The organism is Pseudomonas sp. 31-12, assembly GCF_003151075.1.
Classification (GTDB): Bacteria; Pseudomonadota; Gammaproteobacteria; order Pseudomonadales; family Pseudomonadaceae; genus Aquipseudomonas.
The window spans coordinates 3,140,510-3,163,189 of the sequence record NZ_CP029482.1; the positions used below are offsets into that span (position 1 = coordinate 3,140,510).

General features: G+C 59.4%; 20 protein-coding genes. 10 read left to right on the forward strand and 10 right to left on the reverse strand.

The window, feature by feature from the left end; translation table 11 throughout:
• Positions 1–21 precede the first annotated feature (21 nt).
• On the reverse strand, positions 22–375 hold the full coding sequence (locus DJ564_RS14855) for a hypothetical protein (RefSeq protein ID WP_109630625.1): 354 nt from the start codon (positions 373–375) through the stop codon (positions 22–24).
• A 503-nt stretch (positions 376–878) separates the two neighbouring features.
• Between DJ564_RS14855 and DJ564_RS14860 the strand changes: the two genes are divergently transcribed.
• The gene (locus DJ564_RS14860; RefSeq protein WP_109630628.1) at positions 879–5,780 is read left to right on the forward strand and encodes an NAD-glutamate dehydrogenase; all 4,902 of its coding nucleotides are present in this window, start codon (positions 879–881) and stop codon (positions 5,778–5,780) included.
• A gap of 162 nt (positions 5,781–5,942) precedes the next feature.
• Here the strand turns inward: DJ564_RS14860 and DJ564_RS14870 are convergent, their stop codons facing one another.
• The 4 genes from DJ564_RS14870 to DJ564_RS14885 all read right to left on the reverse strand — a co-directional run bounded on the left by DJ564_RS14870 (position 5,943) and on the right by DJ564_RS14885 (position 9,406).
• Positions 5,943–6,653, reverse strand: coding sequence for an ATPase (locus DJ564_RS14870; RefSeq protein WP_109630633.1), 711 nt, complete (start codon positions 6,651–6,653; stop codon positions 5,943–5,945).
• Between the two features lie 227 nt (positions 6,654–6,880).
• Positions 6,881–7,294 carry a cupin domain-containing protein gene (locus DJ564_RS14875; RefSeq protein ID WP_109630636.1) on the reverse strand — a complete coding sequence of 138 codons (414 nt, stop codon included), beginning with the start codon at positions 7,292–7,294 and terminating at the stop codon, positions 6,881–6,883.
• 261 nt (positions 7,295–7,555) lie between these two features.
• On the reverse strand, positions 7,556–7,849 hold the full coding sequence (locus DJ564_RS14880; protein ID WP_109630639.1) for an antibiotic biosynthesis monooxygenase family protein: 294 nt from the start codon (positions 7,847–7,849) through the stop codon (positions 7,556–7,558).
• A 123-nt stretch (positions 7,850–7,972) separates the two neighbouring features.
• Positions 7,973–9,406 carry a PLP-dependent aminotransferase family protein gene (locus DJ564_RS14885; protein WP_109630642.1) on the reverse strand — a complete coding sequence of 478 codons (1,434 nt, stop codon included), beginning with the start codon at positions 9,404–9,406 and terminating at the stop codon, positions 7,973–7,975.
• A 207-nt stretch (positions 9,407–9,613) separates the two neighbouring features.
• On the opposite strand from DJ564_RS14885, the gene DJ564_RS14890 reads away from it, so the two are divergent.
• The 3 genes from DJ564_RS14890 (at position 9,614) to DJ564_RS14900 (ending at position 11,755) form a co-directional block, all read left to right on the forward strand.
• Positions 9,614–10,054, forward strand: coding sequence for a carboxymuconolactone decarboxylase family protein (locus DJ564_RS14890; RefSeq protein ID WP_109630644.1), 441 nt, complete (start codon positions 9,614–9,616; stop codon positions 10,052–10,054).
• A gap of 86 nt (positions 10,055–10,140) precedes the next feature.
• Complete coding sequence (locus DJ564_RS14895; RefSeq protein ID WP_178082300.1) at positions 10,141–11,061, forward strand: LysR family transcriptional regulator; 921 nt, start codon at positions 10,141–10,143, stop codon at positions 11,059–11,061.
• 172 nt (positions 11,062–11,233) lie between these two features.
• A complete protein-coding gene (locus DJ564_RS14900) occupies positions 11,234–11,755 on the forward strand; it encodes a GNAT family N-acetyltransferase (protein ID WP_109630651.1) in 522 nt (173 codons plus the stop codon).
• A 1-nt stretch (position 11,756) separates the two neighbouring features.
• Here the strand turns inward: DJ564_RS14900 and DJ564_RS14905 are convergent, their stop codons facing one another.
• Positions 11,757–12,449 (reverse strand): aspartate/glutamate racemase family protein, encoded by a 693-nt coding sequence (locus tag DJ564_RS14905; protein ID WP_109630654.1) that lies wholly within the window; start codon positions 12,447–12,449, stop codon positions 11,757–11,759.
• A 78-nt stretch (positions 12,450–12,527) separates the two neighbouring features.
• Between DJ564_RS14905 and DJ564_RS14910 the strand changes: the two genes are divergently transcribed.
• Together DJ564_RS14910 and DJ564_RS14915 are read left to right on the forward strand one after the other, a co-directional pair.
• The gene (locus DJ564_RS14910; RefSeq protein WP_109630657.1) at positions 12,528–13,304 is read left to right on the forward strand and encodes a helix-turn-helix domain-containing protein; all 777 of its coding nucleotides are present in this window, start codon (positions 12,528–12,530) and stop codon (positions 13,302–13,304) included.
• Between the two features lie 70 nt (positions 13,305–13,374).
• Positions 13,375–13,869, forward strand: coding sequence for a hypothetical protein (locus DJ564_RS14915; protein ID WP_109630659.1), 495 nt, complete (start codon positions 13,375–13,377; stop codon positions 13,867–13,869).
• A gap of 154 nt (positions 13,870–14,023) precedes the next feature.
• Here DJ564_RS14915 and DJ564_RS14920 read toward each other — a convergent pair whose 3' ends face one another.
• Both DJ564_RS14920 and ccoN read right to left on the reverse strand, forming a co-directional pair.
• Complete coding sequence (locus DJ564_RS14920) at positions 14,024–14,245, reverse strand: CcoQ/FixQ family Cbb3-type cytochrome c oxidase assembly chaperone (RefSeq protein WP_109630662.1); 222 nt, start codon at positions 14,243–14,245, stop codon at positions 14,024–14,026.
• Positions 14,246–14,253: 8 nt separating this feature from the next.
• Positions 14,254–15,681 (reverse strand): cytochrome-c oxidase, cbb3-type subunit I, encoded by a 1,428-nt coding sequence (ccoN, locus tag DJ564_RS14925; RefSeq protein WP_109630665.1) that lies wholly within the window; start codon positions 15,679–15,681, stop codon positions 14,254–14,256.
• A 377-nt stretch (positions 15,682–16,058) separates the two neighbouring features.
• On the opposite strand from ccoN, the gene DJ564_RS14940 reads away from it, so the two are divergent.
• The 4 genes from DJ564_RS14940 to DJ564_RS14955 all read left to right on the forward strand — a co-directional run bounded on the left by DJ564_RS14940 (position 16,059) and on the right by DJ564_RS14955 (position 20,125).
• Positions 16,059–17,732 carry a nitrite/sulfite reductase gene (locus DJ564_RS14940; protein WP_109630668.1) on the forward strand — a complete coding sequence of 558 codons (1,674 nt, stop codon included), beginning with the start codon at positions 16,059–16,061 and terminating at the stop codon, positions 17,730–17,732.
• Positions 17,729–18,208, forward strand: coding sequence for a DUF934 domain-containing protein (locus DJ564_RS14945; protein WP_109630670.1), 480 nt, complete (start codon positions 17,729–17,731; stop codon positions 18,206–18,208). Before DJ564_RS14940 ends, DJ564_RS14945 begins: the two co-directional genes overlap by 4 nt.
• 142 nt (positions 18,209–18,350) lie before the next feature.
• The gene (locus DJ564_RS14950; protein WP_109630673.1) at positions 18,351–19,319 is read left to right on the forward strand and encodes a hypothetical protein; all 969 of its coding nucleotides are present in this window, start codon (positions 18,351–18,353) and stop codon (positions 19,317–19,319) included.
• Between the two features lie 134 nt (positions 19,320–19,453).
• The gene (locus DJ564_RS14955; protein ID WP_109630676.1) at positions 19,454–20,125 is read left to right on the forward strand and encodes a DUF3313 domain-containing protein; all 672 of its coding nucleotides are present in this window, start codon (positions 19,454–19,456) and stop codon (positions 20,123–20,125) included.
• Between the two features lie 109 nt (positions 20,126–20,234).
• On the opposite strand, the gene DJ564_RS14960 is transcribed toward DJ564_RS14955, so the two are convergent.
• Together DJ564_RS14960 and DJ564_RS14965 are read right to left on the reverse strand one after the other, a co-directional pair.
• The gene (locus DJ564_RS14960; RefSeq protein ID WP_256597506.1) at positions 20,235–21,206 is read right to left on the reverse strand and encodes a DUF3829 domain-containing protein; all 972 of its coding nucleotides are present in this window, start codon (positions 21,204–21,206) and stop codon (positions 20,235–20,237) included.
• A gap of 20 nt (positions 21,207–21,226) precedes the next feature.
• Positions 21,227–22,600, reverse strand: a complete 1,374-nt coding sequence (locus DJ564_RS14965) for a J domain-containing protein (protein WP_109630682.1) — start codon at positions 22,598–22,600, stop codon at positions 21,227–21,229.
• Between the last annotated feature and the right edge of the window lie 80 nt (positions 22,601–22,680).

A 22,680-nucleotide genomic window follows, 5' to 3' on the forward strand; every position in this document is an offset into this window, starting at 1 on the left:
AAGAGGCCGGTCAAGGCACCCTCAAATCTCGCTTATATAGGTGCCGGTCCCCTTGAGGATGTTTTGCAGCGTTTCTTCAACGTCAGCCAGATCGCTGGCATCGGTGCTGTGAATGATCTCCAGCGAATCATCCCCATTCAACGCATCCGCATCCGCCGCGGCGATTTCGATCAGCAAGCGGGTAGGGCTCAAGGTCACTTTCACGCCGTCCAGGGTCGACGGTTCGCCATCAAGGGTGATGTCCAGCGCGTCTTCGTCCGGGTAGCGGGTCATCAGAAACATGTCGCCCTGTTCGCTGTGGCAGCAGAGCATGGCCATGTTGTCTTCTTCGTCATCGCACGGGTTGACGATCAAGAGTTGGGTGGTCATTTGCATGGGGAAATCCTGGCTCGGCGAGCGTTGAGAGCGCAATAAAAGGCGATTCTGCCAGCCCGCGGGAATTTCTGCTTGGCTGAGTGTCAGAGGATGTGTCGTGAACGCTCAGCGTGTTGCTGGTCATTTCGGGTACGCAAAAGCCGTAAAACCGGGGATAAAACGCCCGTTTTCCTGCACGACTGCTAGTGTTGTTCGAGGCGTATGCCGCGAGCTGCGTACCGATGACCGAATATGTCGCAGCGCCGCAAGCACAGGCCTTGCCGCACTCGTTAAGCTGCGCATCGAATGGATATCCGTAAAGACATTGTGCAATTCATCGCACAGGCGTTTTTGCCGATAGCCATCCATGGAAGGTGAATGTGACCTGAGTGTCTCGTCCAGCTTCACCCACCTGTCATCCTGTTTCCTCTGCCCGAGAATCAGGAACAGGGTGACGGATCGCCCCGAAAGGGGTTTTGCACGCGACGCTTCCATCAATAACAAGCCCAAGCGGAGTACCACAGATGGCGTTCTTCACCGCAGCCAGCAAAGCCGACTTCCAGCACCAACTGCAAGCGGCACTGGCCCAGCACATCAGTGAACAGGCACTGCCACAAGTGGCGCTGTTCGCTGAACAATTCTTCGGCATCATTTCCCTGGATGAGCTGACCCAGCGTCGGTTGTCCGACCTCGCCGGCTGCACCCTTTCTGCGTGGCGCCTGCTTGAGCGCTTCGATCACGCGCAACCGCAAGTGCGCGTCTACAACCCTGACTACGAACGCCACGGCTGGCAGTCGACCCACACCGCGGTCGAAGTGCTGCACCACGACCTGCCATTTCTGGTGGACTCGGTGCGTACCGAGCTGAACCGTCGCGGCTACAGCATTCACACCCTGCAAACCACTGTGCTGAGCGTGCGTCGCGGCAGCAAGGGCGAGCTGCTGGAAATCCTGCCGAAAGGCACTCAGGGCGAAGGCATTCTGCAAGAATCGCTGATGTACCTGGAAATCGACCGTTGCGCCAACGCGGCCGAGCTCAATGTCCTGAGCAAAGAGCTGGAGCAGGTTCTCGGTGAAGTCCGCGTCGCGGTCACCGATTTCGAACCGATGAAAGCCAAGGTCCAGGAAATCCTGAGCCACCTGGACAGCAGCCAGTTCGCGGTTGATCCAGAAGAAAAAGCTGAAATCAAAAGCTTCCTGGAATGGCTGGTGGGCAACCACTTCACGTTCCTGGGCTATGAAGAATTCGTGGTTCGCGATGAAGTCGACGGCGGCCACATCGTCTACGACCAGGATTCGTTCCTGGGTCTGACCAAGCTGCTGCGCACCGGCCTGACCTACGATGACCTGCGCATCGAAGACTATGCCGTGAACTACCTGCGCGAACCGACCCTGTTGTCGTTCGCCAAGGCTGCACACCCAAGCCGTGTGCACCGTCCGGCCTACCCGGACTACGTGTCGATCCGTGAAATCGACGCCGACGGCAAAGTCATCAAGGAATGCCGTTTCATGGGCCTGTACACCTCTTCGGTGTATGGCGAGAGCGTGCGGGTCATTCCGTACATCCGCCGCAAGGTCGAAGAAATCGAACGCCGTTCCGGCTTCCAGCCCAAGGCTCACCTGGGCAAGGAGCTGGCGCAGGTGGTCGAAGTGCTGCCACGCGATGATCTGTTCCAGACCCCGGTGGACGAGCTGTTCAGCACCGTGATGTCAATCGTGCAGATCCAGGAACGCAACAAGATCCGCGTGTTCCTGCGCAAAGACCCGTACGGCCGTTTCTGCTACTGCCTGGCCTACGTCCCGCGTGACATCTACTCCACCGAAGTGCGCCAGAAGATCCAGCAAGTGCTGATGGATCGCCTGAAAGCCTCTGACTGCGAGTTCTGGACCTTCTTCTCCGAATCCGTGCTGGCTCGCGTACAACTGATCTTGCGCGTAGATCCGAAGAACCGTCTCGACATCGACCCGGTCCTGCTGGAAAAAGAAGTCGTGCAAGCCTGCCGCAGCTGGCAGGACGACTACGCCAGCCTGATCGTCGAAAGCTTCGGCGAAGCCCACGGCACCAACGTGCTGGCTGACTTCCCTAAAGGCTTCCCGGCCGGGTACCGCGAGCGCTTCGCTGCCCACTCGGCCGTGGTCGACATGCAGCACCTGCTGAGCCTGAACGAAAAAAATCCACTGGTGATGAGTTTCTATCAGCCACTGGGCCAGGTCTCCGGTCAGCGCGAGTTGCACTGCAAGCTGTATCACGCCGACACGCCGCTGGCGCTGTCCGACGTATTGCCGATCCTGGAAAACCTCGGCCTGCGCGTGCTGGGCGAATTCCCGTACCGCCTGCGTCATAACAGTGGCCGCGAGTTCTGGATTCACGACTTTGCATTCACCGCTGCTGAAGGCCTGGAACTCGATATCCAGCAACTCAACGACACCTTGCAGGACGCCTTCGTCCACATCGTGCGTGGCGATGCCGAGAACGATGCGTTCAACCGCCTGGTGCTGACCGCCGGCCTGCCTTGGCGTGATGTGGCGCTGCTGCGTGCCTACGCCCGTTACATGAAGCAGATCCGCCTGGGCTTCGACCTGGGTTATATCGCCAGCACCCTGAACAACCACACCGACATCGCTCGCGAGTTGACCCGGTTGTTCAAGACCCGTTTCTACCTGGCGCGCAAGCTCACCGGCGACGATCTGGAAGACAAGCAGCAACGCCTGGAACACGCGATCATTGCCGCTCTGGACGAAGTCCAGGTGCTGAACGAAGACCGCATCCTGCGTCGCTACCTGGACCTGATCAAGGCCACGCTGCGGACCAACTTCTACCAGACCGATGCGAACGGCAAGAACAAGTCCTACTTCAGCTTCAAGTTCAACCCGCACCAGATTCCAGAGCTGCCGAAGCCAGTACCGAAGTTCGAAATCTTCGTTTACTCGCCACGCGTTGAAGGCGTGCACCTACGTTTCGGCAACGTCGCTCGCGGCGGTCTGCGCTGGTCCGACCGTGAAGAAGACTTCCGCACCGAAGTCCTGGGCCTGGTAAAAGCCCAGCAAGTGAAGAACTCGGTCATCGTGCCAGTGGGCGCCAAGGGCGGCTTCCTGCCGCGCCGTCTGCCGCTGGGCGGCAGCCGAGACGAGATCGCGGCCGAGGGCATCGCCTGCTACCGCATCTTCATCTCGGGCCTGTTGGACATTACCGACAACCTGAAAGACGGCGCGCTGGTTCCGCCGGCCAACGTCGTGCGTCATGACGACGATGACCCGTACCTGGTGGTCGCTGCGGACAAGGGCACTGCGACCTTCTCCGACATCGCCAACGGTATCGCTATCGACTACGGCTTCTGGCTGGGTGACGCGTTCGCGTCCGGTGGTTCTGCCGGTTACGACCACAAGAAAATGGGCATTACCGCCAAAGGCGCGTGGGTCGGCGTTCAACGTCACTTCCGCGAACGCGGCATCAATGTCCAGGAAGACAGCATCACCGTGGTGGGCGTCGGCGACATGGCCGGTGACGTGTTCGGTAATGGCTTGTTGATGTCCGACAAGCTGCAACTGGTCGCAGCGTTCAACCACCTGCACATCTTCATCGACCCGAACCCGGAGCCGGCGAACAGCTTCGCCGAGCGTCAGCGCCTGTTCGACCTGCCGCGTTCGGCCTGGTCGGATTACGACACCAGCATCATGTCCGAAGGCGGCGGGATCTTCTCCCGCAGCGCAAAAAGCATCGCGATTTCCCCGCAGATGAAAGAGCGCTTCGACATCCAGGCTGACAAGCTGACCCCGACCGAACTGCTCAATGCCTTGCTCAAGGCCCCGGTGGACCTGTTGTGGAACGGCGGTATCGGCACCTACGTCAAAGCCAGCAGCGAAAGCCACGCCGATGTCGGCGACAAGGCCAACGATGCACTCCGCGTGAACGGCAACGAACTGCGCTGCAAAGTCGTGGGCGAGGGCGGTAACCTCGGTATGACCCAACTGGGTCGTGTCGAATTCGGCCTCAATGGCGGCGGTTCCAACACCGACTTCATCGACAACGCCGGTGGCGTGGACTGCTCCGACCACGAAGTGAACATCAAGATCCTGCTGAACGAAGTGGTTCAGGCCGGTGACATGACCGACAAGCAACGCAACCAGTTGCTGGCGAGCATGACCGACGAAGTCGGCAATCTGGTGTTGGGCAACAACTACAAGCAGACTCAGGCCCTGTCCCTGGCGGCCCGCCGTGCTTTCGTGCGGATTGCCGAATACAAGCGCCTGATGAACGATCTGGAAGGCCGCGGCAAGCTGGATCGCGCCATCGAGTTCCTGCCGGCTGAAGAGGCAATCAACGAACGCCTCGTGGAAGGCCATGGCCTGACCCGTGCCGAACTGTCGGTGCTGATCTCCTACAGCAAGATCGACCTCAAGGAAGCGCTGCTCAACTCCCTGGTGCCGGACGACGACTACCTGACGCGCGACATGGAAACCGCTTTCCCGCCGAGCCTGGTGAGCAAGTTCTCCGAAGCCATGCGCCGTCACCGTCTGAAGCGCGAAATCGTCAGCACCCAGATCGCCAACGATCTGGTGAACCACATGGGCATTACCTTCGTTCAACGACTCAAAGAGTCGACCGGCATGAGCCCGGCGAACGTGGCCGGTGCCTACGTGATCGTGCGTGACATCTTCCATCTCCCGCACTGGTTCCGTCAGATCGAAGCCCTGGATTACCAGGTCTCCGCCGACGTGCAACTGGAGCTGATGGACGAGCTGATGCGCCTGGGCCGTCGCGCCACGCGCTGGTTCCTGCGTGCCCGTCGCAACGAGCAGAATGCTGCCCGTGACGTCGCGCATTTCGGTCCGCACCTGAAGGAGTTGGGCCTCAAGCTCGACGATCTGCTCAGCGGCGAGATCCGCGAAACCTGGCAGGCGCGTTATCAAGCGTACGTCGAAGCCGGTGTGCCGGAGTTGCTGGCGCGCATGGTGGCTGGCACCACGCACCTGTACACCCTGCTGCCGATCATCGAAGCTTCCGACGTGACCGGCCAGAACCCTGCAGACGTGGCCAAGGCTTACTTCGCCGTGGGCAGCGCGCTGGACATCACCTGGTACCTGCAACAGATCAGCGCTCTGCCGGTTGAAAACAACTGGCAGGCCCTGGCCCGTGAAGCGTTCCGTGATGACGTCGACTGGCAGCAACGTGCGATCACCATCTCCGTCCTGCAACAGGGCGACGGCACTCTGGACGTGGAAACACGCCTGGCGCTGTGGATGAAAGAGCACAACGGCATGATCGAACGCTGGCGCGCCATGCTGGTGGAAATCCGTGCCGCCAGTGGCACTGACTACGCCATGTACGCGGTGGCCAACCGTGAACTGTTGGACCTGGCGTTGAGCGGGCAAGCGGTAGTGCCTGCACCTGTCACTGCCGCGGCCGAGCTGGAACCGGCTGCCTGATCAGGCGTTGACTGAAAAAGCCCCGCATTGAGAGATGCGGGGTTTTTTTTGCCTGCAGGTTTTGTGTTGGCTGATCTGGCCTCATCGCGAGCAGGCTCGCTCCCACATTGGAATGCATTTCAAACTGTGGGAGCGAGCCTGCTCGCGATGGGGACATTAGCCTTAATACAACTTCTGAGCTGTTGTGTTATCAATCATCGACACTTTGTTTGTCGGTCTGGTCAGTAAATTACTGAGCGACTGGTCAAACTTCTGCAGTGCCCTGACTTGCACATTCTGCTGTTCGTTAATATCCGCCACGATCTCTTCACTGCGTTTGTAATCCGCCCATACCGGACTCAACGCTCTGGCATCATGCCCTTGTGCAGTGCCGATGTAGTTGAAGTTGGAGTCATAGAACTGCGCACTTACATTCGCCTCGATATCCGAACTGCGCGACATCATCAATTGGCTGCGGGTGTCGACAATGGCGACCACATCGGGCTTCGCCGCCTTGAGGCTTTGCATATTCGGGTACACGGTTACCGAGCCGAACTGACGTTGCAAGGATGCCTTGACCCAATCTACCGCATGGTCCGGTCTGGAGGTGGCGACGTAGGCGTCGTGGATCGACTGCACCAGCAGGCTCTGGCCGAAACCGGTGCCGGCGTTGGCTTGGTAGTGCTGCAGGTAGGCACGATTGGTCTGGGTGTTGCGGCTGTAGACGACGCCCAACGAAACCTGGCTGCCGTTGGGAACCTGCGTGGCACTGCTGCGGCCAACCGGTTCGCTGAAGAGGCCGTCCGGCGAAGACACGGCTTTGGGCGCGGTGGGAACCGAGCAGCCGGCCAGGAGGACGGTCATTGTTAATGTACTGACGAGCGCAAGTTTCATGGTGTTTCTCCAGTGAAACAACTTGAGTCGGAACGTTGTAATGTCGGATTAATCCCGCGTGGGTCCAGACTAAACCTGTCGTTGCTGAATGAAATAGCCAATGACCGAACTTGTTGGGCGGCCAATAGTTTAATTAGGTTTAAAACATGCCCGGTAATGACGCAGGGAAATAAAAAGACCCGGAAAGTTAATTCGGGTCTTTTTATTTATGGCTATCTCTTCAGCTATCAGTTTTCCAAAGGGATCAACACTTTTTCGTCCGGCGACAAGACCATGAATACCAACAGCTTGGCAGGCTTGGTTGCACTGGCGTTTTTCGAGACCAGGTGTTCCGAACCGGCTGGTTCGTACCAATACTGCCCAGCCTTGTAGGTGGTCGCTTTCTCGCCCTTCACTTGCGAGGTGACCGCGCCATCAAGGACGTAGGCCATGGCGGTGCCGTCATGCTTGTGGGCAATCGAGGATTGGCCGGGTTTGTAGTCGACCTCGATCATCATGGCTTTTTTGCCAGGCACGTTTTTCAGCGCCTCATCCTGCAGAACCGTGACCTTCTCTGACGGGTTTTCGTGGGCAATGGCAGTCGCTGAAACAGTCAGGGCGAGGGCGGTTAACGGAGCAGCAAGGAAACGCAAAGCTTTCATGGTTCTTCACCTGCGGTGGTTTGTTGTCAGAACCAACGATAGTCCGCAGGTGGGGCCAATCAAACAGCCAATATTCGTGAAGGTGAGGGGACCAATCCAGCCCATGATTGATGTAACTGCCCTGTGGCGAGGGGATTTATCCCCGTTCGGCTGCGAAGCAGTCGTCAATCCTGCAAACTCTGTTCGTCTGGAGGAATGCAGGGGGCCGCTTCGCGGCCCAACGGGGATAAATCCCCTCACCACAGGGTATCTACAGGGCGTTCAGCGGATCGGGAAGCTGTTGAAATCGACGGAATTAGCCAACTGGCTGTCGATCAGGCCAATAAAGCCTTGTACTTCGGGGCAGTTGAAATGCGATTGCATGGCCGCTTCCGATTGCCAACGGGCGCTGACGGTCCAGCGGTTGCTGTCCTCGGGGCAGCGGTCGACCATATAGGAATCACAGCCCGGTTGCTGGCGCAGGGTGTCGACAATCTTTTGCAGTTGCTTACCCAGTTCTTCCGAGCGGCCGGCGGCGGCCTGCACCATTACGGTATTGGTCACTTCGTTGGACATTGCTCACACTCCTGAATCAGGCCGGACGAATCCTGCTCATTGAGGGATAACGCTTATGCAGGATAGGCCTGCACCTTGGGACCGCCAATAGCCAATCGCCGGATAAAGCCGCAGACCAATCGGTCAGGCCACCTGCTGCAAAATGTCACGCAAACGGTCCAGGGCGATGTCGATGTCCAGGGTTTCTATGGCGCCAAAGCCCAGGAAAAACCCGGCCCGTGGTGTTTGCTGGTAGAAAAAGCTGTCGATGGCGTAGAGCCCGACTTCGACCTTCTTGGCCAATTCGATCACCAATGGAATATCGATAGGCACTTTGCACATAACTGTCATGTGAAACCCTGCCGTGGTGGGCACAGGCTCGAGCCAGGGTGAAAGGTCGTCTGCCATACGTGTCAGGATCCGTTCGCGGCGCCCGGCATAGATCGTATGACAGCGTCGGATGTGCTTGAGCAGGCAGCCTTCGGCGATGAATTTGGCCAGTGCCCATTGGGGCAGGGTGGAGGTGTGCAGGTCGGTGAGCTGCTTGGCGCGGATCACGGCTTCCAGAATCGCCGGCGGTAACACCGCATAACCTAGCCGCAGCTCTGGCAGCATGGTTTTTGAAAAGGTCCCGACGTAGGCGACAATGCCGCGCTCATCCATGCTCTGCAGTGAATCGGTAGGCCGGCCTTCGTAGCGGAATTCGCTGTCGTAATCGTCCTCGATGATGATCGCGCCCAACTCATAGGCCCGTTCCAGCAGCGCCACCCGGCGTGCCTGACTCATCGGCATGCCCAGCGGGAACTGGTGGGACGGCGTGACATAAATCAGCCGGGTTCCCAAGGGGATCTTGTCCACCTCAATCCCTTCGGCATCCACCGGCACCCCGATCACCGTGGCCCCATGGGTGCCAAACAACAGGCGAGCCGGCGGGTAGCCAGGGTCTTCCATGGCGACAATGCTGCCTGGACGCGTCAGCACCCGGGAGATCAGGTCCAGCGCCTGCTGCGCGCCGTTGCACACCACCACGTCTTCGTCCTGGCAATTGACCCCGCGGGAAAACGCGATGTGCCGGGCGATGGCGTTGCGCAGCGCCGGCAAGCCTTCGGGCAGGCTGTAGAAGCCTTTTGAGGCGGCAATCTGGCGCAACGCGTGGGAGGTGCAGCGCCGCCAATCGTCCTGCGGAAACTGGCCTTTGCTGGTGGCGCCGCCGATGAAGTCGTAGCGTAACGAGCCTTCCAGCGTTGGGTGGCGCAGAAACACCGGCAGGTTGCGCCAGGACTCGATCACCTCAAAGCTCGCCAGCTGCGAATGGCTTTGCTTGGGTGCGGCTTTGGCTGTGCGGGCATTGACGAAGGTGCCTTTGCCGATCACTCCGGTGAGAAAATTCTCATAGGTCAATTGCGCATAGGTGTCGGAAATGGTCTTGCGCGAAATGCCCAGCTGTTCGGCCAGCAAGCGGCTGGGCGGCAGCTGCGTCCCGGCTGCCAGACGGCCGGATTCGATGGCGCTGCGCAGTTGGTTGTACAACTGGCCTGCCAGGTCCTTGCGGCCGTTGATGACAACATGAAGTTCCATACCGGCGAGGCTCCCGGGGCGATTGAGGCGCGTGTGCGTCGCGCCAGATTACCCGCATGAGCGGCTGCGCAGAAGTTGCGTGGACGAAAAACCGCGGATTGGTCTGGCGGCGAGTGGTCCACGACTTTTTCGCTGAATTGGATCTGTAAGGTCCGCGCATCAGCGCCTACCTTGGAGGTCTCTATTCGATCCCAGAGGCCGCCCCCCATGAGTTCCCGCCTGGATTACTACAGCGCATCGCCCAAGGCGATGAAAGCGATGATTGCCATGGAGGCGTTGACCAGCAATCTCAGTATCGATCCGGCGTTGCTGCATCTGATCAAGATCCGCGCCTCGCAACTCAATGGCTGCGCCTTTTGCACCGACATGCATTCGGTGGACGCCAGGCGCCTCGGCGAGACCGATCGGCGTTTGTATTCGATTGTGGTGTGGCGCGACAGCGGCTTCTTCAACCCTCGCGAACGCGCCGCGCTGGCCTGGACCGAAGCAGTAACGCTGCTCTCTGAAAGCCATGTGCCGGATGACGTCTACGCCTTGGCTCGGGAGCAGTTCAACGAAAGTGAAATGGTCGACTTGACCATCGCCGTCACGACCATCAATAGCTGGAATCGTCTGGCGGTGAGTTTTCGGCAACCCCCCGGCGGCTGAATCGATTTTCCGCTTCGGCTGTCACGTCAGGTTCATAAACGCTGCGCAGGATGAGGGCTTCAAGGATAGATCGACAGGAGTCATTGATGTCATTCATGGAATCCACCCGCGCCGCCGGTATCGATCCGGTACTGGCGCAGTCTTTCCGGGTCAGCGCCCGTTGCGGTTGTTTCATGCAGGCGGCCCGCAGCCTCAATATCAAATCAACCCAGTTGCGCAAACACCTGGCGCAGCTCGAAACGCAATTGCAGTGTTCGTTGTTCAATCATCAGGACAATGGCCTGGCCTTGAGCCGCGAGGGGTTGCAGCTTCAGGCGCAACTGATCGCTCTGGCCCATGAACACGACGTGCCGGTGATCGAACAGCCGTTGATCCGCCTGGCTGTTTCCGAGTCGATTCTGCACGACATCCTGGGCCGCGACCTGGTGTCGCTGCTGCGACGCAACGCCAGCGTGCGCCTCGACATCATCACGTTGGACAGTGAGCTGTCGCTGCAAGCGGTCAGTGCCGACGTGGTGCTATGGCTGGCGGGCCCCGAGTCACCGCTGCCGGGCCCGAGTTTCCCGATCAGCGAGCCTCAGCCTTTGGCCCGACTGGATTATCTGCCACACATCGCCAAACGGTATTCACGGGTTGCGGCCCGGCCCGACAGCCTCGATGACCTGGCCGATTTCATGCTGGTGCAATGGCAGCCGGACCGTCAGGTCGAGTGTTTCCGGCCGTGGAATGGCGTGGTGGATCAGCGTTTGGCCGGTGTGGTGCAGTTGCATTCTTATGAGCTGATGCTGGAGATGATCCGTTGCAGCGCCTGCATCGGTTTGCTGCCCAATTACATCAGCCAGTTTGACCGGGGGCTGGTCGCGTTATCGGGATTGTTCGACCAACCGATGCAGCGCCAGGTGTGGATGGCGGTGAATGCCGAGTCTGCGGGGCAGGCGGAGGTGCAGATGATCGTCGAACTGATCCATAACACCTTCAATGAACGGCGAGACTGGTTCGTAAGTTGAAGGCTGTCCCTTTGTGGGAGCGGGCTTGCTCGCGAAAGCGGAGGGTCAGACAAATCAAAGTTAACTGACCCACCGCATTCGCGAGCAAGCCCGCTACCACAAAGGTTCTCGCCAGACAGGAAGAGCGCGTTATAGAGTGATCGGCCATGTCTGCATCAAGGATGAGTCACCCATGCCCGCCACCGATTCTGTCATCACCCTCGAACGCTTCAGCGAATCCCACATCAACGGCGTCACCGCGCTCTACAACGATCCGGCCATCACCCGTCAGGTCCTGCAAATGCCGTTTCAATCCACCGAGATCTGGCGTCAACGCCTGGCATCGGACAACGAGCGGCTGGTGAAACTGGTGGCGCTGCATCAGGGCGCGGTCATCGGCAACATTGGCCTGGAGCAATTCTCGCGAATTCGCCGCAGCCATGCCGGCAGTCTCGGCATGGCGGTCGCGGTGGAATGGCAGGGCAAAGGCGTGGGATCAAAACTGCTGGCGGCGGCGCTGGACGTCGCCGACAACTGGATGAACCTGCAACGGGTCGAGCTTTCGGTGTACGCCGACAACGAAGCGGCCATCGGGCTCTACCGCAAATTCGGCTTCGAGACCGAAGGCCTGTTCCGCGACTATGCCGTGCGTGACGGCCGACTGGTCGACACCTTGAGCATGGCGCGCCTGCGTCGCACGCCAAGGTCTGACTGACTCAGTCGCCCAACGCGAACGCCACCGCCGCCTGCGCATGCAGTGCGGTGGTGTCGAGCAAGTGCAGGGCGCTGTGCTCGGGTTTGATCAGCAGGCCGATTTCGGTGCAGCCGAGAATGATCGCCTGGGCGCCTTGCCGGGTTAGCGATTCGATGACCTGCTGATAAATCTTGCGTGATTCCTCGCTGATCACCCCGACGCACAACTCGTCATAGATAATCCGGTGCACGGCCTGGCGTTCCTCTGTTTCCGGCACCAGCACCGTCAATCCCATCGTGCTCAGACGATCCTTGAGAAAGTCCTGTTCCATGGTGAAGGCAGTCCCGAGCAAACCGACTTTCAGCGCTCCAGCGTCCACGGCGGCCTGGCCGGTCGGGTCGGCGATATGCAAGAACGGAACACTGATCGCTGCCTGAATTTGCCCGGCCACCTTGTGCATGGTGTTGGTACACAGCACCACGCACTCGGCGCCTCCGGCCTCGAGCCGGCGCGCCGCATCCACCAGAATCGCCGCCGCATCGTCCCAGCGCCCGGCATGCTGGGCCTGTTCGACAGGGCCGAAGTCGACGCTGTACATTAACAATTTCGCCGAACGCAACGGCCCGAGCCGGTCGCGAACCTGTTGGTTGATGAGGCGGTAATACTCGGCGCTGGACTCCCAGCTCATGCCGCCGATAAGGCCGATGGTGCGCATGGCGTGCTCCTGTTGTTGGCAACCCTTTGCGAGAGAGTGTCCAGTGGATCCCGGTTTCGATCTATCAGGAAATTTCACATGCCTGACGTCATGAGTCAGCGTTTGTTCGACGGCAAAGTCTGCCTGCAACTCTTGCCCCGTGCGGCGTACAGCGCGCGTGACGCGGCGCAGTCGCAAACGCTCGGGGTCACGCTGGAGCGTCAACAGGGCGTGCACGCCATCGATTCTGACCGTCGAATGGATTTCGATACCTTGCCCGGCGTCCTGGCTTATACACCGATCGGCGTCGAGGTATTTTCCGAGTCTGCCACCGGCGGTGAATACCTGCTGATGCGCCTGGACGAACAGTTTGCCGAGGAACAGTTACCCAGCGTCACCCACCGTATGCAGTCTTCAGGCAATCGACCTGCGCTGGCTCTTGCACGAGACTTGCGGCGACTGTTGCTCGCGCCGCAGTCTGATCTGCTGGCGTTTGAGCAATGTGCGCTGGGGCTCGTCGAATTGACCCACCGGAAAATCGACACCCCGCAGCGGATCACGTCCACGTCCTTCGCTCGTGTGCTGGACCAGATCGCCGAACAGTTCCAGCAGCCTCTGACGAACGCGCAATTGGCCGACACCTACGGACAAAACCCGCTGCGTTTTCTTCGCGATTTCACCCAGGCGATCGGCCTGACGCCCCATGCTTTTCTGGTGGAGGTGCGGCTTCAAGCGGCACGCCGGATGATCGAACACACAGACCTGACCCTGGCCAGCATCGCCCTCGATTCGGGATTCGCCCATCAGTCACACATGGGCAGTGCATTTCGCAAATACCTGGCCATGACCCCCAGCCAATACCGTTCACGCTTTTAGTCGTACGCCGATCCCGCGCATCTGCCATGCTCAACGTCCGCAGCACCGCTTCAACCAAAGGAACACCGCAATGGACGACGTACAGCAACTGGGCGAGATGCTTCGCCACTATGCAGAAAGCGAAGCGCACAAGAAGCAAGTGTTTGAGTCGCAATCGGCCGTGTGGGCGACGCGCATCGGTGAACTGTTCGACCAGATCCAGCAGTGGCTGGAACCGGTCCAGGTGCCGAATCTGCTGGAAGTGAGTCGCGAGGTGTACGTCGCTTCAGGGCCGAGCGTTCCCGTCGAGACGTCGACGTTCAAGACCGAGAAACTGAGCATTGTCATCGCCGGCAAACCGGTGGAGTTTGTGCCGGATGTGATGGGCGCCGGTGGTCAGATTTCACTGGCGGTGATGGGCTTGACGGCTGCCCGGTATGGCAGCATTTCGCTGGTGTGCCTGCCGCCGGCCACGAATTGGCAGTGGCGCAAGACCAATGGGCTGAAGGATCCGGATACGTTTGCGTTCGATGCGAACTTCCTGGCGCAGCAGTTGCAGAGCCTTATTCCCCGCGAACGCGGTTGAATCCACCAATCCATTGTGCGGCCGAGCTTTTGTGGCGAGGGGATTTATCCCCGTTGGACTGCGCAGCAGTCCCTTTTTTGGGGCCGCTTCGCGACCCAACGGGGATAAATCCCCTCGCCACAAAGGCTGCCTCCAACATTAGTCAGGTGAGGTGTCAGATTTCCAGGTTGCCCCAGCCTGTTTTAGCTTCTTCCGGCGCCACTGCTTTCACGGTTTTCCCCGTCGCCAACTCCACCCGCCGCGCCACCTCAGGGTCATCCGCAAACGGAATCAGACTCGCATCCTCCAGACTCTCAGCCGTCTGGTGTTTCAGGCAATATTCAATCGCCAGCCAAAACCCCACGACCCCAAACAGATTCAGCACAATCTCGGTCATCTCAAACCTCACGCAAACTGCGCATCACGTTCAGCCATCGCCACGTCCGCCACCCGCACGGTGCGCCACACGTTGTACGCCATCAGCAACATCCCGCTGAGGAAGAACACCCCGCCGGCAAAGCGCACCACAAACCCCGGATGGCTGGCCTGCAAGGCTTCCACAAACGAATAGGTCAACGTGCCGTCGTCGTTGATCGCACGCCACATCAACCCTTGGGTGATGCCGTTGACCCACATCGAGGCGATGTACAACACCGTGCCGATGGTCGCCAGCCAGAAGTGCAGGTTGATCAGCGGCGTGCTGAACATCTGCTCGCGTCCGAAGACTTTCGGGACCATGTGGTAAATGGCACCAAAGGTGATCATCGCCACCCAACCGAGAGCACCGGCGTGGACGTGGCCGATGGTCCAGTCGGTGTAGTGGGAGAGGGCGTTCACTGTCTTGATCGCCATCATCGGCCCTTCGAAGGTCGACATCCCGTAGAAGGCCAGCGACAGCACCAAAAAGCGCAGGATCGGGTCGGTGCGCAATTTATGCCAGGCGCCCGAGAGGGTCATCATGCCGTTGATCATCCCGCCCCAGCTCGGCGCCAGCAGGATCAGCGACATCGCCATGCCCAGTGACTGCGCCCAGTCCGGCAGCGCGGTGTAGTGCAAGTGATGCGGACCGGCCCAGATGTACAGGGTGATCAGTGCCCAGAAGTGCACGATCGACAACCGATAGGAATACACCGGCCGGCCGACCTGTTTCGGCACGAAGTAATACATCATCCCGAGGAACCCGGTGGTCAGGAAAAAGCCCACGGCGTTGTGCCCGTACCACCACTGCACCATGGCGTCGGTGGCCCCGGAATACACCGGATAGGACTTGAACCAGTCCACCGGGATCGACAGGTGATTGACCACGTGCAGCATCGCGATCACCACGATGAACGCGCCGAAGAACCAGTTGCCGACATAAATGTGTTTGGTCTTGCGCTGCACCACGGTGGTGAAGAACACGATGGCGTAAGCGACCCACACCACGGTCATCCACACCGCGCCGGAGAATTCGATCTCGGCGTATTCCTTGGTGGTGGTGTAGCCCAGCGGCAAAGTGATCAGCATCACCACGATCACCGATTGCCAGCCCCAGAAAGTGAACGAGGCCAGTTTGTCGGAGTACAGCCGCACCTGACACGTGCGCTGCACCGCGTAGTAACTGGCGGCGAATTGCGCGCTGCCGGCAAAGCCGAAAATCACCAGGCTGGTGTGCAGCGGGCGCAAGCGGCCGAAGGTGGTCCACGGCAGGTCGAGGTTCATCTCGGGCCACACCAGTTGCGAGGCGATCCACACCCCCATCGCCATCCCCACGACACCCCAGACAATGGTTGCCACGACGAATTGGCGCACGACCTTGTAGTTATAGGCCTGTCCGATTATTGCTGTGCTCATGGTCAATGCTTCCACGGTTGCAAAGTCTTGCCAGGCCACCCGGACTGGCATGCCGTCAACTGTAGAAAGCCTGCCTTAAACAAAACAGACTCAGAAAAACCGAGTTTATGCGGATCAGATACGGGGCATACCTGCGGTGATCTGACGCACTCTGATACGGTTTTTTAGTATTCAGGTGAATCTGTAACGCGCTGCGCCGCAGGTTCATAGTCACTGCCTCAACGAGCCACAGAGCTCGGCACCCACCGCAATCCCTGTGGGAGCGGGCTTGCTCGCGAAAGCGGTATGTCAGCTGACGGAGAAGTTGAATGACACTCCGCTTTCGCGAGCAAGCCCGCTCCCACAGGTTCTATGCCAGATCCTGATGAGGTAGCCACATGTATCAGTACGACGACTATGACCGGGCCTTGGTCTTCGAACGGGTTGCGCAGTTTCGCGATCAGGTCGAGCGTTTCATGGCGGGCGAATTGAGCGAGGAAGAGTTCCTGCCGTTGCGCCTGCAGAACGGCCTCTACATGCAAAAGCACGCCTACATGCTGCGCGTGGCGATTCCCTACGGCACCCTGAGCGCCACGCAAATGCGCACGCTGGCGAGCATCGCCCGGGACTACGATCGCGGTTATGGCCACTTCACCACCCGGCAGAACATGCAGTTCAACTGGATCGAGCTGGCGCAGGTGCCGGACATTCTCGAACGCCTTGCCCAGGTCGAAATGCACGCGATCCAGACCTCCGGCAACTGCGTGCGCAACATCACCACCGAAGCGTTTGCCGGTGTCGCGGCGGATGAGCTGATGGACCCGCGACCGCTGGCCGAGATCCTGCGCCAGTGGTCGACCATCAACCCGGAATTCCTCTACCTGCCGCGCAAGTTCAAGATCGCCATCTGTTCGGCGGAACAGGACCGCGCCGCGATCATGATGCATGACATCGGCCTCTACCTTTACCGCGATGACAGCGGGCAAATGCTGTTGCGGGTCATTGTCGGCGGCGGGCTGGGACGTACGCCGATCCTTGGCTTGCAGATTCGCGAGGGTTTGCCGTGGCAGCATTTGCTGTCCTACGTCGAGGCGGTGCTGCGGGTCTACAACCGCCACGGCCGGCGCGACAACAAGTACAAGGCGCGGATCAAGATTCTGGTCAAGGCCCTGGGCATCGAAGCGTTCGCCAGGGAAGTGGAGGAGGAATGGCAATACCTCAAGGACGGTCCGGCGCAATTGACCGACGTCGAATATGAGCGGGTCGCCAGTGCCTTCGTATCCCCCGACTACCGTTCGCTGTCCGACACGGACCTGGATTTCGGCACGCGCCTGGCCGAGAACCCGGCCTTCGCGCGTTGGGTCACGCGCAATGTCCAGCCGCACAAGGTCGCGGGCTACACCAGCGTGGTGTTGTCGACCAAACCGGGTTTCGACTCACCGCCCGGGGACGTGACGACCGCGCAAATGCTGGCCGTGGCCGAGTGGTCCGAGCAGTTCGGTTTCGGCGAGATTCGCATCGCCCATGAACAGAACATCGTGCGGCCGGACGTGCCCAAGGCCGATCTTTATACGCTGTGGTGCCTGGCCTGCGAGCAGGGCCTGGGCTGCGCCAACATCGGCTTGCTGACCGACATCATCGCCTGCCCCGGCGGCGACTTCTGCGCGCTGGCCAACGCCAAATCGATCCCGATTGCCCAAGCGATCCAGGCGCGTTTCGAGGACCTGGATTACCTCCACGACTTGGGTGACATCAGCCTGAACATCTCCGGCTGCATGAACGCCTGCGGTCACCACCACATCGGCAACATTGGCATTCTGGGGGTCGATAAGAACGGCAGCGAGTGGTACCAGATCACCCTCGGTGGCAGCCAGGGCAAGAACAGCGCCTTGGGCAAGGTCATCGGCCCATCGTTCAGCGCAGCTGAGGTGCCCGGGGTGATCGAGCGGATCATCGCCACGTTCGTTGACTACCGCGAGAGCGAGGAACTGTTCGTCGACACCTTGCAGCGCATCGGTCTGGAGCCGTTCAAGGAGCAGGTGTATCCGAAGATGCTGGAGGTTTCGGCATGAACAATCTGTTGCGACTGGAGGAGGGTGGCGCGCGGATTGTGACTGACGATCCGTGGGTGCTGGTCCGGGACGTAGAGGGTGAGCTGCCGGACGGGTCGGTGATTTTGCCGCTGAGTCGCTGGCTTCAAGCGCCAGCACCGCATGCGGTCTGGCTGGGGCCGGACGATGAGGTGGAAAGCCTCAAGCCCTGGTTCGAGAAGCTGCCCTTGATCGCCCTGGATTTCCCGAGTTTTCGCGATGGGCGCGGTTACAGCCAAGCGTATTTGCTACGAACTCGATTGGGCTGGACCGGCGAATTGCGCGCGGTCGGTGATGTGCTGCGCGATCAGCTCAGCCACATGCGCCAATGCGGGTTCGACAGCTTTGCGGTGCGTGAAGACAAATCCGCTGAGGACGCGCTGAAGGGACTGGCCGGGATGAGTGTGCTCTATGGACGTTCAGTGATTGAACCGCGGCCGTTGTTCAGAAGACGCTGACACGAGAGTGTCAGATTTTTTGTAGCAGCTGTCGAGCAGCGCCCTGTGGCGAGGCGTGCTCTTGTATTTTTTCTTGGGCCGATGATGGCATTTTGGTAGAGTCCGCAACTCGAAAGGGAGTCAGTCAAGAAAGGAGTCTGGTTTGAGTGTGGGCAAGAAGGTTTTGGGGCTGATTGCGCTGTTGCTGATGTTGGCGCTGTGGGCCAGTTATTTTTATGTGTTCAAGGAAAACCGTGACGGCCAGTTGGGCGGAGCCTTCGACAGTACGGCCTGGTGCGGCACGCCACTGGCCAGCGATGCCGCGGCGCTGGGCAGGGATCAACTGACGCTGCGCATCACCAACACCGTGCGCGGGGAGTTCATGCTCAGTGGCGCCGTGGTGGTGTCCGAGCGCACCTTCAACCGCTACGACCTGGGTCGCAACGAACTGCGCCTGCGCCTGGAACCCCTGCAGTGGTCGTTCGGCGTCACGCCGATTTTCCTTGAACAGGTCAAGGTTCAGCCGCTGAGCCGCAACCTCGCGTCGGCCAGCAAAAGCGCCTACGCCGAACTCGAACCAAGGCCCATCGGGGTTCAGGGCCGGGCCACGGATTTTCCCTTCGATACCTACCGCTACGGCTACAAACCGGTGCTGTACTACCTCAAGGGCAACGAGCGCATTGATCTGAGGTTCAAGAACATCACCACGCTGATGGAGATGTCGAACACCTTCACGCCGATCCAGAAGTACAACCGCGTCGACTTCATCAACGAACGCAACTCGATGATCCGTGACGAGGACTACAAGGCTTACGGTGCCCACGAATGCGCGTTCAGCGTCGAGCGCAAAGGCTCATTCAAAGTGATCGTGCTGCTCTTGTTGCTGGTGCTGTGCCTGCCGCTGCTGCACGTGTTCTACCGCGATGAGCCGGGGATCGATTTTCTCGCCACGCTGGTGAGTATCGGTGCGATCCGGGTCTTGTTGGTGGGGCCGATGAAAGACTTCCAGCTGTACACCATCGACTTCCTGTTCGCCGGGGTGATTATCTTGGTGGGCACGGTGTCGTTGATCAAGGCGATGCGGGCGAACAGTCGACGGGAGTTGGCGTTGAAGAGTGGCTCTTCGTGGTGAAGACCCGGCGCTTGTGAGCCATTGCGCAGCGATAGATGAATATTGTGCTTTTTGAAAACAAAACGCCGTGTGTTAGCTATAACTGTAATTCCCCTATGCAATACCGTTGTCGGCCTTCTGACAGGAGTTACAGCATGAAGCTTGCGTTAATGATGGGCACGTTGTGCATTGCCTCGATCGGGGTGGTGGGATGTGCCAGCAAAGTCGTTGAGCCGGACCAGTATTCAGGTTTTCTCAAGGACTACAGCCAACTCAAGGAAGCCAAGTCGCCCTCCGGTGCGACGGTGATGCGTTGGGTCGACCCCAAGCTCGACATGAATAAATTCACCAGCGTCTACATTGAGCCGACCCAGCTGTATCCGAAACCGCAACCGACGGTGAAAATCCCGCAGGCCACCCTCAATGGCATCACCGGTTACTACGACCAGGCGCTGAAGCGTGAAGTGGGTAAATCCCTGCCATTGGCCGCAGGTCCCGGCCCAGGCGTGATGGTAGTGCGCGCTGCAATTACGGCGGTGAGCAGCAAGACAGAAGGGCTGAAACCTTACGAAGTGATCCCGATTGCGCTGGTGGCCGCGGCGGTCAGCACGGCCAGCGGTATTCGTGATCAGCAGACCGATCTGGCTACCGAAGCGGTATTCCTCGATGGCGGCAACAACCATGTGTTAGCCCAGGTCGTGCGCAAGGGCACCGGTAAACCGCTGGAAAACGACTCTCAGGTGATGAAGGCCGATGATGTGAAAGGGGTGATCGATGGCTGGGCGTCGGATTTGCATCAGTCGTATCTGAAGCTTAAGTCCAAATGATGCAGTGAGGCTGATGGCCTCTTCGTTGGCAAGCCCGCTCCCACAGGGAAACGCGTAAACCTGTGGGAGCGGGCTTGCCCGCGATGAGGCCTCAATAACAACACATCAATCAATACTCAGCCCGCGCCAACCGATTGTAATGGCTGATCAGCGAATCATACCCACGCGTCACCGCATAAAAATCATCACTCAATCGCTGTGGTTCAGCCTTGTTCTTCCAGTCCCTGTGCAGAGCATTCAAGGCATCCAGATACGTCTGTGTTGGCCTGGCAATGTGCGACCAGAGATAACGGGGTACTTCGTTACGATTTTGCGTTTCCGGTAATTGGTATCGGCTGAACTGCTGCCGGTAATCCCAGGCCAATTGCAGTTCAGCGATGGTTTTAGCCAGTGCCTGCGGCGTCAGGGTTCGATTGTTCACACCCTCGGTTACAAGGTTCAGCGTGTCCCTGGCCTGGATCATGTAGGCCAGCAAATACCAGTGAATGTCCTTGCCCAGACGTGCTTCGATCAGATTGAGTTGCTCGCGCCGTTGTTCAAGGTCGAGCGATTCAACCTGCTGCCTCAGTACCGTTGACGCCGTGAGGTAGTCCTCCGCCCTGGGCCTGAATTGATCGGCAAAGGCGGGCTGCACCTCACTGATGGCGGTCGAAAAACGCGCCTGTCGGTAAAAGGTGATTTGCTGCGTAAAGGGCGTCACTTGCTGTAATGCCTGCGCGTAGGCATCGGCTTTCAACGCCAGCGGTGGGTCGTAGTTCAGTAGCTTGAGTTTTTCGCTTATTTTCGGCGAACAGATATCCCTTTGAATGCCGGGCGCATCACTGGCCCCGTTGTCGTCAAAATCATGCTGGTTGGCGATCCAGTCTCGCACCGGTTCCGCAGGTTGCTTCGGCGATTTGTACAGTTCGTAGGCGACCCGCCAATGCACGTCGACCCGGTTGATGCAATCGATCACCGGGCTCAGGGCGTTGGCCTGCGCGGTGAGCGGAGCGTCGTGTCGATCCAGCCACAAATCGATGCGGGCGACAAATTTCGAAGAACCGGCCAGCCCCATCAGGATCAGCATCACAATGGTGGCCACCGGGAACAGCCATTTCGGGTTCATGGCAGTTTCTCCTGGCCGTACCACTGCTCAACAGTGGCCGGTGCGTTGCATTCGCTGGCGGTAACCGGCATCCGGCTGCACAAGCGTTCGGTCCACTGTTGCAGGCCCTGGTTGCGGTTGACCGTACCTTGGCTCGAGATCACTTTGAACACGCCGAGTATTAAAACCAGCACCAAAATGCCCGCGCCCATCAGGCAGCGTTTGAGCAAGGGGCTGGCGTGTTGCCACGAAACCTGCGGTCTGACCTCCCGCCGGCGTATAAGTCCGACACCCGTCAGTGTGGCGGCGTAAACGATGCTGCCGACCACGCCATATACGTTGCCGATGCCCGCCGCCATCGCAATGCAGGGAATCAAGTCACGCAGCACGCCAAACGGCAGGGGCATGAGCGAGGGCGAAAGGCGCACACTCAATCGGTCGTCCAGCAACCAAAAGCGGTGGGCTACGTGCGCCGTCAGCCAGTTGAGTACCCAACCGACGAGCGCGAATATCACCGACCAGAACACGGCGACGCCGATCAATCCGCCCAGACGCGTGCCCAACGGCGCGTACTGAACAAAGGTGCCGATCAGGCAGGCAAGGACGATCCCCAGGTACATCGGCCAGCTGTCGTAGGCATGTTCCCACTCGCGCCAGAAGAACGGCGTGCCACCGGGCAGGCCTGCGCAGATGTCCGGGTGGTGCGCGTACAACGCAGAGCTGAGTTTGCGGCATTGTACCCAATCGCCTTCGCGCAAGCGTCGGGCGAGGGCGCGGCGTTGATTGAATGAGCCCGGCGCCAAGAGCAGATGGGCAGCGCGATGCTCCGGCGTGGCGGCGGGTTCTGCGGCGAGACGCCGTTGCCCGGCCAGGAATATCGGTGCTTCACGACGCTCGGCCAAGCGCTTGCGCTGCTGCGATAACGCTTCGATCAGCTCTTCGTCCAGTTCCAGTCGCTGCCAGAGACTGAACCAGTGAAACGTTTCCATCGCCCATTCGAGCAATGTTTCGCAGGTCTCGAGGTGTTCGACGCAATGCCTCAGCACCGCATCTTCCATGACATCGGCCGCGCCATGTTCGACGGCGATGGCATGGCGTCGTTCGAGCTCGACACGGCTGATTCCGTCCAGCGAACGGCTGACCAGTTGCAGCGTGTCGACTTCAACCACCGACAGCCCGGTCAGGTCCCACGAAGCTTCGTCGTCGGAGTCATCCTCGCGCAGTTGCTCCCATTCCTTGATGCTCAGCGCTTGCTCATAGGCCTCACGCAGGCGCTGGAAGCCCTCGGGGTCTTCATCCGGGCGCGTCTGTTTGAGCAGGATGGCGTATTGGCGTTTGATACGGCGCGTATCGGCATCGGCCGGGAGGCCGAGGAGGGTCCAGCAACTCATTGCGTGTGCAACTCCATGAAAACCCGCGACGCGACAGCTTCCCTGAAACCGGGGGATGGTGGCAGTTTGATTTTGCGCAC